Source organism: Pseudotenacibaculum sp. MALMAid0570 (assembly GCF_040151415.1).
In the GTDB taxonomy this organism is placed as follows: domain Bacteria; phylum Bacteroidota; class Bacteroidia; order Flavobacteriales; family Flavobacteriaceae; genus Polaribacter.
In genome coordinates this window covers 28,191-40,586 of the sequence record NZ_JBDKWF010000044.1, presented here as the reverse complement: position 1 = coordinate 40,586, position 12,396 = coordinate 28,191, and the positions used below count along the sequence as shown (strand labels likewise).

Sequence of the window (12,396 nt, the reverse complement as noted above, 5' to 3'; positions counted from 1 at the left end):
GTAACCATGAAGTTGTTAAGATTTACATCTCTAATCATTCTTGTGACCCTTACTTCCTGTAGTACTTTAAGAGTTTCTACGGATTATGATACCAAAGCAAATTTTTCTCAGTACAAAACTTTTGCATTTTATAAGAAAGGAATAGATAAAGCTTCTGTTTCTGATTTAGATAAGAAAAGAATTATGAGGGCTATTGAGGCAGAATTACTTGCTAAAGGCTTTACTAAATCTAAGAACCCAGATGTTTTGGTAAGTATTTACACAAAATCTAGGCAACGCATAAATGTTAGAAACAACAATCTAGCTTGGGGCTGGGGCTGGGGTTGGGGTTATAACCCATGGTTTAATGGTTATAACAATATCAATGTTAATCAGTATACAGAAGGAACCTTATTTATTGATTTGATAGACAAGACCAACAATGAACTAGTTTGGCAAGGGATAGGATCAGGAGCCATGAGAATGAAGAACCCGCAAAAGAAAGAAGCTCGGATTAAAGAATTTGTCAAACAAATTTTATCTAAATATCCCCCAGGACAAGAATAAAAAGTGAAAGCACTCTACAGAATCTTCAGTAGAGTGTTTTTTTTGATAGATTAATTCTATTTTTGCCTCATGTACAACAAACGCATCGAACTTACTGAAGAAGATTACTACTTGAACGAACAAGGCTTCAAAGTATTCACAGAAAAATATCACTTAAAAAGAGGCCATTGTTGTCAAAGCGGATGCAAACATTGTCCTTATGGATATGATAAAAAGACCAATAGTTTTAAACAATAATTATAACTTTTCTTCTTACTATTTTATAATTGTTTGGTTTTTGTAGGGGTCAATTTTTCTAATTTTAGGTAAATATGTCTCTATCTTGTGCTCAATAAAGAATTACACATATTTAGCACATGCAGAAAGGATTACTCTTACTATTATTGATATCTTCATTTTATGGATTCTCACAACAAACTGTAGAAGATGATTTTGAAGGAAGTGGAACCATTAATAATTGGTTTGGTGACGATTGTGGAATCAATACAAGCTTTACAAATCCATTTCAAAACGGAGATAATAACTCAGCTACTGTTTTAGAGTATTCCGATAGTGGGGGGCAGTATGCAAATATTAGATTTGATGTTTCTGATAATTTTAATCTGTCTACAAATCACACTTTTTCGTTTAAAATATATGTTTCTTCTAGCTCTTTAACTGGAAGTCAGAACAATCAAGTTTCACTTAAACTTCAAGACGGAACGTTGGCTCAACCATGGAGTACCCAAAGTGAGATTATCAAAACAATAAACTTAAATCAATGGCAAACTGTTACGTTTGATTTTGAGAATGATTCCTATGTCAATTTAGATCCAAATTCTGCTGCACCTACAACAAGAACAGATTTTAATAGAGTACTAATTCAAGTTAATGGTGAAAATAACAACGATCATGTAGTTGCTTATATAGATGATTTCTTGTATGATGGAACTATTGGAAGCGGAACAGATCCTGTATTTGACAATTTAATTTGGTCTGATGAGTTTAATACTGATGGTGCACTAGATGCGAGTAAATGGCATCATCAAACACAGCTACCTAATGGAACAAGCTGGTACAATGGAGAAATACAACATTATACTAATAGGTTAGAGAATTCTTATATAGATAATGGAGTCTTATATATTGTAGCAAAAAAAGAAACTTTTACCGATCAAGGACAAACAAAAGAATATACATCAGCAAGACTAAATTCTAAAGTTGCATTTACTTACGGAAGGGTAGAAATAAAAGCAAAACTACCTACAGGAGTTGGAACTTGGCCAGCTCTATGGATGTTAGGACAAAATATTACTGAACCTGGAGGATATTGGGAACCTACTCATGGTACTACACCTTGGCCTGCTTGTGGTGAGATTGATATTATGGAGCATTGGGGACATAATCAAAATTATGTGCAAAGTGCTATGCATACACCTTCTAGCCATGGAGGAACAGTGAATTTAGGTGGCCAAACAATTCCTACGGCTTCTACAGCATTTCATGTGTATGCTTTGGAATGGACCAATGAGAAAATGGTTTTTAGCGTTGATGATGTAGAGCATTATACGTATAATCCACCAGTGAAGGATGCCAATACTTGGCCTTTTGATGCTCCTCAATACTTATTGTTTAATGTAGCAATATTGCCTAGCATTGAAGCAAGTTTTGTTGAAAGTTCTATGGAAATAGATTACATCAGAGTATATCAAGAAAGTCCATTATCTGTAGACGAAGAAAGTATTGCTGAATTAGATAAAGTAACAGTGTTTCCAAACCCTGTTGCTAATGAATTAAAACTTAAGCTTACCAATGAATTGATAGGATCTAAAGTAACAATATACTCGCTTTTAGGACAAAAACTGAACTCATTTATAGTAACAAAAGAAGTAGAAAGTAAAGACCTTTCAAATTATAAGTCAGGAATTTACATTGTAAGAATTGAAAGTAAACATGGGGTTAAAGCATTTGAAATCTTAAAAAAGTAAGAATTCCTATTTATTCCAATCTCGTTCTTAACTGCTTGAAGTAATCAAAAGCTTTTAGCAATCTGCTTCCATACCAACTAAACATTTCACCATCTACAAATACAGTCTTTGCATGGTGAGTGCATCTACCAATTTCAAATGCATGTTCCTCTTTAAAAGGATAAGGTTCTGAAGAAAGAAAAACCAAATCAGGATCACCCTCCAATCGTATTTTCTTTAATGCTACTTCGGGATATCTCTCTTTGTTATTGTAGATGTTTTCAAAATTGTTCAATTCCAATAAGTGATTGATAAATGTATTGTTGGCAGCAACCATCCAAGGATTTCTCCAAATGAAGTAAGCAACTTTTAGTATAGGCTTATTCTTTATAAATGATTTGAAATCAGCAACCTTAAAATCTAACTTGTTCATCATCGACTTTGCTTCAGTTCTCTTATTAAAAAGAACCCCATACTCTTCAATAAGACTTTTAGCATCTTGCAACGTAAAAATGTCGGAAACATGAACTGTGCATATTTTTTGGCATTCTTCAACAATTTCCTTTGTGTTTTCTTCCTTATTACAAAGAATGATATCGGGTTGAAGAGCTTTTATCCTATCAATTTTAATATTCTTAGTTCCTCCCACAATTTGTTTTGTTTGTTTAGCAAGAAAAGGATGAACACAGAACTTTGTAACTCCAACAATCTGCTCTTCTAAACCTAGGTCATACAGTAGTTCTGTTTGCGAAGGTACCAAAGAAATGATTTTTTTATAGTTTTTTTTCGAAGGATGATTGCTACTCATTATTAGTTACTTAAGGCGTAAAATTAAGGTTAATTAGAGGTAAGTTATTATCGGGAATTACTCATTAACATTTTTTTAAGTAAAAAAATAATTAACTTTATAAGACCAAGCACGCTAACTTTCAAGAAGTAAATTTTGTATGAAGTCAAAGAATATCATATTGTTCTTAGGTGTGCTTATGTGCTCTAAAGTTTTTGCCCTTGCCTGGGTAAACCCAGATTCCACGCGTTTTAATCTCAATGCAGACAAAGATAGGTTCTACAAACTAAATTTAGTAAAGACAGAAACTCTTTTTGTCCAAAATATAATTCAAGAATTAGAGAATATAGAAGGAAAACAAGAAGATCTTACCAATGAAGATTTAAAAAATCTAGCCATTGGTTATGCTTATCTAAAAAAGCCAGAAAAATCTATTCTTTATGCTAAGAAGTTTATCAAAAGAGTATTAGATGTATCGATTTTAACAGACAAAGCTTTTCTTGAGATTAAAGAATCAAACGAATATAAAGAAGCAGTAAATAAGTATTTACCTAAAATGAACTTTTTTGTATTAGCTCTTTTTTCTTGTGGATTGATGGGTTTTTTTCTTTCAGTTGTATTAAATCTTCGTAGAAAAGGAGATCAAATTTCAAATCTAATAATAGGTGTTTTTCTATTCTCTTGCTCTTTATTTAGTATAAGCGGAGCCGTATTAATGTCTAGAAATCATTACAATTCGCCAACGATATTTTATGTTACTGCCCCATTTTTGTTTCTTTTTGGACCTTTGCTATATTTCTATTTTAAAAGAATTAGTGAACGATATAGGTTTAAATGGGTAGACTTACTTCATTTAGCCCCATTTCTGTTAGTTTTAATTTTAACACTGCCAATATATTTTTTGACGGAAGAACAAAAGCTACAAATGATATTCAATAAAGGAGGTAGTTCACCTGTTAAAATGTTGACAATGAATTTAGCTAGATTGACCTCACTATTTGTTTATGCATTTTTAACTTATAAGATTTATAAGAACAATAAAAAAGAAAAAGGACGAACCTATATTATAAAATGGCAAAGAAATATAGTATATCTAAATTTTACATTTGGTTTTTCATATTTCTCTTTTGTGTTTTTTAGAAAAATGAAATTATTAAGTACAGATACTGTAATGTATCCACAAGTACTTTTAATGGCACTACTAATTTTATATATAGGATATGTTGCTTACGTTAATCCAAGAGTGTTTAGTAAGAAATATCTATTTAATGAGAAATCATTATTGAAATATAAAAAATCTGGATTAACCATTAGTTTTTCTGAAGAATTAAAAGATCGCTTACTAATGCTATTGAATGAAGATAAAATCTTCAAGAAGAATAATATAAACCTCGAAGACCTTGCTCAAGAATTAGGAACAACTAGACATAATATTTCTCAGGTGATTAATGAACATTTTGAAATGAACTTCTTTCATCTCATCAATAAGTATCGAATAGCTGAAGCTAAAGAGATACTAAAGAGTGATTACAATAGAAATTTGAATATTATTGACATTGCTTATGATGTTGGTTTTAATAATAAGGTGACATTCAACAAAGCTTTTAAGGCAGAAACAAATATGACACCTTCCGACTATGTTCAATATATCCAATTAGGATTCTCAGGATAGGAAAAAACAAGTAAATTTTTATCGGAAGAGGTAACTTTGATAGGCTTTACCCATAAAGATGACCAGATACATTTATTTCGAAATGTATTTGAATTAGTTAGTTTGGCATTATGAAAAATTTGCTTCTTAATTCCATTAAACTTTGACTTCATCATTAAGATACTAATCTTGATTAATGCCAACTTTCTTTCAACTACGCTTTTACCTTAATTCAAATTGTTTAACTAAAAATGTAGTTTATGAGAGTAAAAATTATTTTATGCATGATGTTGTTTATTACAGCATCAGGCTTCGCTCAAAAGAAAACAATCTCAGGGACTGTCACTGATGATTCTGAACCTTTAGTAGGAGTAACCGTTATAATCAAAGGAACCACAATTGGTACCGAAACAGATTTTGATGGAAAGTATACTATTCAAGCTTCTTCAGATCAAACATTGGTGTTCAGTTATCTTGGATATAAAACTGAAGAGCGCTTAGTAGGAAATCTAACCAAAATCGATCTAAAGATGGTAGAAGAACAAACCCTACTTCAAGAAATTGTAGTCGCTTTTAGAAAGCAAAAGAAAGAAGCAGTTACTGGCGCCACAACAAAGATTGACAAACAGATTTTAGAACGAGTTCCTGTTGCTTCCTTAGATCAGTTGTTTCAAGGAAATTCTTTAGGATTGAACGCAACTTCAACAAACGGAAATCCAGGAGCAAGATCTGAAATATACATTCGAGGAATTAATAGTCCAACTGGAGGTTCTGAACCTATTTATATTTTAGATGGAGTTAGAATTACTGCTGGAGATTTCAGAGCTTTAAATGCAACAGATTTTGAAAGTGTTGATGTTTTAAAAGATCCATCTTCAACAGCTCTTTACGGAGCAAGAGGAGCAAATGGTGTTATCTTAATCACTTCCAAAAAAGGAAAGAAAGGAGATGGAGTATTAGAGTATGACTACTCTACAGGAGTATCATCTCTAACAGACCCGAATATTGATATGATGAATGCTTTGCAATACAGGCAGTTTAGAAATATTCTGGCACCTGGAACATTCACACAAGCTCAATTAGATGAGGTAGCTAATCAATCTACAAATTGGAGAGATGTATTCTTTAGAAACTCCATGTCTCAAAGACATCAATTGAGTTTTTCTGGAGCGTCAGATAAAATCAATTATTATTTATCAGCTTCTTATTTTAACCAAGAGGGTACTTTAGAAAGATCAGATTTAGAAAGATCTAGCTTTCGAGTAAATCTATCAGGTGATGTAAAAGAATGGTTGAATGTTGGAACCAATATTTCTATAGGATTTACCCAAGAAGATGTAGCTGATGACTTTGGAGTAAATACAAACAGCCCAGTTACTCAAGCGTTTTTAAATAGACCCGATTCTGAACCTTTTAACGCAGATGGAACCATTAATGGAAATCAAGTTTTTGGATTTAATGCTTTAGAGCAAACAAGAATCAATTCAGATGTTAGAGAACAAACAAAACTAGTAGGTAACATCTTTGGAACAGCAAAAATCACTGATAACTTTTCATTGAAATCAAATGCTGGAATCGACTTTAGAGAGTTTGATCGTAAACGTTTCTTTAGACCGGGTACCAATTTAGGAGATCAGCAAAACAATGGTCAATTATTATTTACAAATACAAGAACGTATACAATCAATATCAACAATCAGTTAGACTATAATTGGAGAATTAATGATGATCATAAACTCGATTTTATTTTAGGAATGTCTTTTGAAAGATTCCGAAATAGAACAGCAGGAGTTGATGTGCAAAACTTTTTATTTCCAGACTTAGACGTTATTGATGGAAACGCAAATGTTGTTAATGCCAATGGTTTGGAAGATAATGCAACATTTATCAACTATTTCTTCAATACAGATTACAACCTAAAAGGAAAATACTTCTTTACAGGATCTGTATCATATTCTGCCGATAGCGATTTTAACGTAAACAATAGATTCGATTGGTTTTACAGTGCTGGAGTCTCTTGGGTCTTATCAAAAGAAGATTTTATGGAGGATGCTAGTTGGTTAAACTACGCCAAAGTAAGAGCATCTTATGGTTTAACAGGGAATAATCAGAGTTCTGGATTATATGCAGGTTTAAATACATTAACAACAACTCAGTATAATGGAAATACTGGATTGATAAGTCCTTTCACATTTAATGATCCTAGTGTAAGTTGGGAAAAAGTAGCAGGAATCAATCTTGGAGTTGATTTTGAAATGTTTGATAAGAGATTGAAAGGAACCATAGAAGGATATCGCAAAGCAACTACTGAGTTAGCTTTTCAAGAACCTATCGCGCCAAGTACTACAATCACTGGTGGAGGTGGAGGTGTTTTGAATACCAACACTACAGATTATGAAGTTACCAATACAGGAATAGAAATTCAATTGACTGGAGATGTAGTAAGAACAAATGATTTCTTATTTCAATTAGGAGGAAACTTCTCATACAACAAAAACAAAGTAAATAATAGAAATGGTGTTACTGGAATTTCAGACCCAAATCTAGGAAGTGCTTGGTTTGGAGACGGTGAAGCTTATGGTACTTGGTATATTGTTCGATTTGCAGGAGTAAACCCAGCCAATGGAGATGCACTCTATTACGATGCGAATGGAAATATTACCAATGTATATGATGTAGATAACAACTCTGTGATTTTAAGTGGTAAAAGTCAATATGCACCTATCAACGGAGGATTTTTCACATATTTCAAATACAAAGATTTTGAGTTAGATGCTAGATTTTCATATCAATATGATAAATATGTTTCTAACAATACTCGATTCTTTATTGAAAACACAAACTTTTCTGGATTTAATCAGAGTGTAGATATGTTAAATATTTGGCAGCAACCTGGAGATATTACCAATGTTCCTAGAGCTGGGCAAGGATCACAATTTGATACACGACTTTTAGAGAATGCTTCTTTCATGAGATTAAAAACGCTAACCCTATCGTATAACCTACCCAATACAGTAGCAAAGAAGATTGGTCTTGGTGGATTAAGAATGTATGTGCAAGGTCAAAACTTACTCACGTTCACAAAATACAAAGGTTTAGATCCAGAATTAAATCAAAGGTTTGATGGATTTAGCTATCCATTAGCTAAAATCTATATGCTAGGACTCAATGTTAAACTTTAAAAACAAGAAAAATGAAGAATAATAAGATATTACATATTGCAAAAATTATCACTCTGACATGGCTTCTTGTTTTTCAGTCATGTAGTGAAGACGTATTAGATACTGCACCTTCTGATCAAGTAGATTTAGAATTGGCCGTATCAAGTGTAGCAAATGCCGAGGCAACTTTATTAGGAGCTTACAGTAGGTTTAGAAGTGGATTGTATTATACAGGAACTTTCACGGCTCTTGGAGATATTATGACAGGTAATGCTTCTATTACAGCAATCAACAATGGTATTTACGCCTTTATGTATCGTTATGATTTTAACTCTGCAACACAAACAGTAGATGATGTTTGGAACAGAGTATACTCAATCATTGGAAATGTAAATCCCATTATTGTTGCAATGCCAGATTATAATAATCTTAATGATCCAGATATAGCTAGAAAAGATCAAATTACAGGAGAAGCACATGCTTTAAGAGCTTTGGCTTACTTTGATTTGTTAAGAGTCTATGGAGAGCGAATGACAAATCCAACTTCAGAATTTGGAGTTCCTATTCCTCCGGCTCAAATTATTCCAAGTACTGATCCGCAACCAAGAAGTTCAGTACAAGAAGTGTTGAATTTAATTACAAGCGATTTGAACACGGCTTTAGGTCTTTTAGATGGAGATGAAAGCGATAAAACTCGTGTCAATCGAAACATGGTATATGCGCTACTGTCAAGAGTGTATTTGTATACAGAGAACTATACAGAAGCAATTAATGCAGCCAATAATGTAAGTGGTGTTTCATTAATTAATAATGCTGGCACTTATAATAGTTTCTGGACAAATTCATCTGGAAGCGAACTAATCTGGAAAATAGCAGTTACGCCAGTAGATGGGGCAAATCAATTTTCATGGACGTATTTATTTCCAGTAAATACAATAAGACAAGACTACATTGTTACTCAAGAAGTACTAGACTTATATGAAGCTGGTGATTATAGAAGAAGCGTTTACTATAACCCTATTCAATCTAGTTCAGACGGACAAGTGAGAAATACGGTAATTAAGTTTAGAGACAATCCTGCAATCAATCAATCTGGAGTTGTAGAAATTATGCCTTTCCGATATTCAGAAGTGATTTTAAATAGGATGGAAGCTTATTTTGAAAGCGGAAATGAAGGAAATGCATTGAATGATTTAAACACATTAAGAGCTGCAAGAGGTTTAGGATCTGTTTCTCTTTCAGGTAGTAGTTTAAGACAAGCCATTAGAGATGAAAGAAGAAAAGAGTTGGCTTTTGAAGGACACTATTGGCATGATCTTAAAAGATGGCAATCAGACATGGTAAGAATTCAAGAAGAAAGCTGTACAAATTGTACACTTACAATTCCTTCAAATTCTAATTTTTGGTTGTTCCCAGTTCCAGTTGCAGAAACGGATGTGAATCCAAATATCACACAAGCTCCAGGCTATTCAAACTAAAAACTGAAGATTATGAAAAACATTAGAATACTATCTTTAATAATACTCATTTCAGTAACCTTTTTTGGTTGCGAAAATGATACAGAAATAGATACACCATCATATCAGAATTCTAGATGGGTGCAATTCGAAAGCGAATCTGCTTCTATTCCAGAATCTAATACCTTGACAATTCCAGTTGTATTAGCAGCTTCCAATAATAGTAATGGACTTTCTGTAAGCTTTACAGTTACCTCGCAATCTCCAGATAGATATGCAATTACACAAAACGGTACTGTAGAAATTCCAGCAGGAGAGTTTTCTGCAAACATAGAATTGGTTCCTGTTGATGATAACTTGGTAAATGGAGATGCTGAAGTTACAATAACACTTTCTAACACAGATGTTGGAGTTGGTTTAGGCGGCGAAGGAGTTCGTTTTAACTCTGTAGTAGTCACCGTGGTTGATGACGATTGTGTACCAACTCCGGCATCTTCTTACACAGCTACTGTAAGAGCATTCAATGCAGATGCACCATCGTACACAGCAATGTTAACTCCAGTTCCTGGAACTACAAATAGATACACTATAGATTCTGCATGGGGTCCAGACTTTGTAGGATGGGCAACAGGTAACGCAGGTTTTAACGGAGCTTTTGTATACCCAGCCACCATAGTTATAAACAACGATTTAACGATAGATGTTATTGGAGCCGCTGGATATGCAACAGGAGGTTCAGGGTCTTATGACTCTTGTGGAGATATTTTTACCTATACCCTAACACAAGCTTTATTTACGAATCCTTTTACAGTTGATGTTACATTAACTGCTAATTAGAGTTCTCATGTAGAAGGCTCGCGATATTTATATCGCGGGCTTTTTTTATCGTAAAATTTCAGCCATTTGTATCTGGAGTTCTGAAGCTTTATTAGCGGCTGCAGCTGCAAAATCTTCACGATTAGAAGCGTAAATAATACCTCTTGATGAATTGATGAGCAGACCAACTTGGTGATTCATTCCATATTTGCAAACATCTTGTAGATTTCCTCCTTGAGCGCCAACACCAGGAACTAATAAAAATGAGTTGGGAACAATTTGACGGATGTCAGCTAAAAATTCGGCCTTTGTTGCTCCAACAACATACATTAGATTTTCAGAATTAGCCCAAGTTTTTGAAGTCTCCAATACTTGCTTATATAACTCTTTAGAATTAATCTGTTTGGTTTGAAAATCAAAAGCACCTTGATTGGAAGTTAGAGCTAATAGTATCGTATGCTTATTCTCAAAAGCTAGAAAAGGTTCTACAGAATCTTTACCCATATAAGGCGCTACAGTGACACTGTCAAATGATAAGTCTTCAAAAAAGGCTTTTGCATACATGGTAGAGGTATTTCCAATATCTCCTCTTTTAGCATCCGCAATCGTAAAGATCTCAGGGTAATTCTCATTCAAATAATTGATGGTTTTCTCTAACGCTTTCCAACCCTTAATTCCGTATGCTTCGTAAAAAGCCGTGTTGGGTTTATAAGCTACACAAAGATGATGAGTTGCCTCTATAATGGCCTTGTTAAATTCGAAAATTGGATCTTCCTTTTCTAATAAAAAAGATGGAATTTTTTGAAGATCTACATCTAAACCTATGCACAAAAACGATTTCTTTTTTTGAATTTGTGAGAAGATTTCTGTTGAAGTCATGAATTGATTTAAAAGTTGAGCAAAGGTACATATTTTTAAGACTTTCTGTTATCTTTGTTTGAGAGCATTTCTTCATGATTAGATATATAGCGAGTAAAGTTTTTTATGGATTCTTAACCTTGTTTGGTGTTGTTACAGTTATTTTTTTACTGTTCAATATTCTGCCAGGAGATCCAGCTAGAATGATGTTAGATCAACGTGAAGATTCAGAGCAGTTAGCTAATATTAGAAAAAAGTATGGTTTTGATCAATCTAAAACAAGACAATATTTCTACTATTTAAATGATTTATCTCCCGTTTCATTTCATTCAAAAAAAGCAGATGATTATACGTTTCTAGAAGAAGGAAAGTATTCATACCAAGCATTATTCTCACTAGGAAATACAGATATAGTTTTAAAATATCCTTATCTAAGAGAATCTTTTCAGAAAAATGGAAAAAAAGTTTCACAAGTAATCTCAGAAACAATGCCTAATACTGCTGTTCTGGCTATTTCAGCAATTGTAATTGCAGTAATACTTGGGGTCATATTTGGAGTTTTATCTGCTCTTTTTAAAGATACTTGGTTTGATAGAATAGTGGCAGTAATTAGCACTTTAGGAATGAGTGTGCCTTCATTCTTTTCAGCAATTTTATTTGCTTGGTTTTTTGGTTTTGTTTTACACGAATTTACCAATCTAGAAATGACAGGAAGTTTATATGTTGTTGATGATTTTGGTGAAGGAGTGTATATCCAATGGAAGAATTTAATTTTACCAGCAGTTGTATTAGGAATTAGACCATTGGCAGTAGTCATTCAACTTATGAGAAATTCATTACTAGAAGTTTTAAGTATGGATTATGTAAGAACAGCCAAAGCAAAAGGTCTTAATTCTTATCAGGTAATCAAAAAACATGCATTAAAAAATGCTCTAAACCCAGTAGTTACAGCAATTTCTGGATGGTTTGCATCCATGTTGGCTGGTGCAGTGTTTGTTGAGTATATATTTAATTGGAATGGTTTAGGTAAAGAAATTGTAGACTCATTAAATAATTTAGATTTACCTGTAATTATGGGTAGTGTATTGGTAATAGCTACTTTGTTTATTATTATAAATATTCTGGTAGATATTATATACAGTTGGTTAGATCCAAGAATTAGATTGCAATAAAG

Annotated in this window: 10 protein-coding genes; 8 read left to right on the top strand and 2 right to left on the bottom strand. The window is 33.1% G+C overall.

Features of this window, described 5'->3' with window-relative positions:
* Positions 1–6: 6 nt before the first annotated feature.
* The 3 genes from AAON49_RS02280 to AAON49_RS02270 all read left to right on the top strand — a co-directional run bounded on the left by AAON49_RS02280 (position 7) and on the right by AAON49_RS02270 (position 2,513).
* A complete protein-coding gene (locus AAON49_RS02280) occupies positions 7–546 on the top strand; it encodes a DUF4136 domain-containing protein (protein WP_349552337.1) in 540 nt (179 codons plus the stop codon).
* A gap of 69 nt (positions 547–615) precedes the next feature.
* On the top strand, positions 616–783 hold the full coding sequence (locus tag AAON49_RS02275; protein ID WP_349552335.1) for a C1orf53 family protein: 168 nt from the start codon (positions 616–618) through the stop codon (positions 781–783).
* Between the two features lie 119 nt (positions 784–902).
* Positions 903–2,513, top strand: coding sequence for a family 16 glycosylhydrolase (locus AAON49_RS02270; protein WP_349552334.1), 1,611 nt, complete (start codon positions 903–905; stop codon positions 2,511–2,513).
* Positions 2,514–2,523: 10 nt separating this feature from the next.
* On the opposite strand, the gene AAON49_RS02265 is transcribed toward AAON49_RS02270, so the two are convergent.
* Positions 2,524–3,300 carry an ABC transporter substrate-binding protein gene (locus AAON49_RS02265; protein WP_349552333.1) on the bottom strand — a complete coding sequence of 259 codons (777 nt, stop codon included), beginning with the start codon at positions 3,298–3,300 and terminating at the stop codon, positions 2,524–2,526.
* A 139-nt stretch (positions 3,301–3,439) separates the two neighbouring features.
* Here AAON49_RS02265 and AAON49_RS02260 point away from each other — a divergent pair, with 139 nt between their 5' ends.
* The 4 genes from AAON49_RS02260 to AAON49_RS02245 all read left to right on the top strand — a co-directional run bounded on the left by AAON49_RS02260 (position 3,440) and on the right by AAON49_RS02245 (position 10,385).
* Complete coding sequence (locus AAON49_RS02260; protein WP_349552331.1) at positions 3,440–4,951, top strand: helix-turn-helix domain-containing protein; 1,512 nt, start codon at positions 3,440–3,442, stop codon at positions 4,949–4,951.
* Positions 4,952–5,190: 239 nt separating this feature from the next.
* The gene (locus tag AAON49_RS02255; protein WP_349552330.1) at positions 5,191–8,112 is read left to right on the top strand and encodes a SusC/RagA family TonB-linked outer membrane protein; all 2,922 of its coding nucleotides are present in this window, start codon (positions 5,191–5,193) and stop codon (positions 8,110–8,112) included.
* A gap of 11 nt (positions 8,113–8,123) precedes the next feature.
* Positions 8,124–9,569, top strand: a complete 1,446-nt coding sequence (locus AAON49_RS02250) for a RagB/SusD family nutrient uptake outer membrane protein (RefSeq protein WP_349552328.1) — start codon at positions 8,124–8,126, stop codon at positions 9,567–9,569.
* A 12-nt stretch (positions 9,570–9,581) separates the two neighbouring features.
* A complete protein-coding gene (locus AAON49_RS02245) occupies positions 9,582–10,385 on the top strand; it encodes a hypothetical protein (protein WP_349552326.1) in 804 nt (267 codons plus the stop codon).
* 45 nt (positions 10,386–10,430) lie between these two features.
* On the opposite strand, the gene pyrF is transcribed toward AAON49_RS02245, so the two are convergent.
* Entirely contained in the window at positions 10,431–11,243 is an 813-nt protein-coding gene (pyrF, locus tag AAON49_RS02240; RefSeq protein ID WP_349552324.1) for an orotidine-5'-phosphate decarboxylase, read from the bottom strand.
* Positions 11,244–11,317: 74 nt separating this feature from the next.
* Here pyrF and AAON49_RS02235 point away from each other — a divergent pair, with 74 nt between their 5' ends.
* Positions 11,318–12,394 carry an ABC transporter permease gene (locus tag AAON49_RS02235; RefSeq protein ID WP_349552322.1) on the top strand — a complete coding sequence of 359 codons (1,077 nt, stop codon included), beginning with the start codon at positions 11,318–11,320 and terminating at the stop codon, positions 12,392–12,394.
* The last annotated feature ends 2 nt before the right edge of the window (positions 12,395–12,396 follow it).

What these genes read in the sequence shown, in the direction of transcription:
- AAON49_RS02280 (WP_349552337.1), top strand. Translation starts at nt 7, where the DNA reads ATGAAGTTGTTAAGATTTACATCTCTAATCATTCTTGTGACCCTTACT.
- AAON49_RS02235 (WP_349552322.1), top strand. Translation starts at nt 11,318, where the DNA reads ATGATTAGATATATAGCGAGTAAAGTTTTTTATGGATTCTTAACCTTG.
- AAON49_RS02255 (WP_349552330.1), top strand. Translation starts at nt 5,191, where the DNA reads ATGAGAGTAAAAATTATTTTATGCATGATGTTGTTTATTACAGCATCA.
- AAON49_RS02265 (WP_349552333.1), bottom strand. Translation starts at nt 3,300, where the DNA reads ATGAGTAGCAATCATCCTTCGAAAAAAAACTATAAAAAAATCATTTCT.
- AAON49_RS02245 (WP_349552326.1), top strand. Translation starts at nt 9,582, where the DNA reads ATGAAAAACATTAGAATACTATCTTTAATAATACTCATTTCAGTAACC.
- pyrF (WP_349552324.1), bottom strand. Translation starts at nt 11,243, where the DNA reads ATGACTTCAACAGAAATCTTCTCACAAATTCAAAAAAAGAAATCGTTT.
- AAON49_RS02260 (WP_349552331.1), top strand. Translation starts at nt 3,440, where the DNA reads ATGAAGTCAAAGAATATCATATTGTTCTTAGGTGTGCTTATGTGCTCT.
- AAON49_RS02250 (WP_349552328.1), top strand. Translation starts at nt 8,124, where the DNA reads ATGAAGAATAATAAGATATTACATATTGCAAAAATTATCACTCTGACA.
- AAON49_RS02270 (WP_349552334.1), top strand. Translation starts at nt 903, where the DNA reads ATGCAGAAAGGATTACTCTTACTATTATTGATATCTTCATTTTATGGA.
- AAON49_RS02275 (WP_349552335.1), top strand. Translation starts at nt 616, where the DNA reads ATGTACAACAAACGCATCGAACTTACTGAAGAAGATTACTACTTGAAC.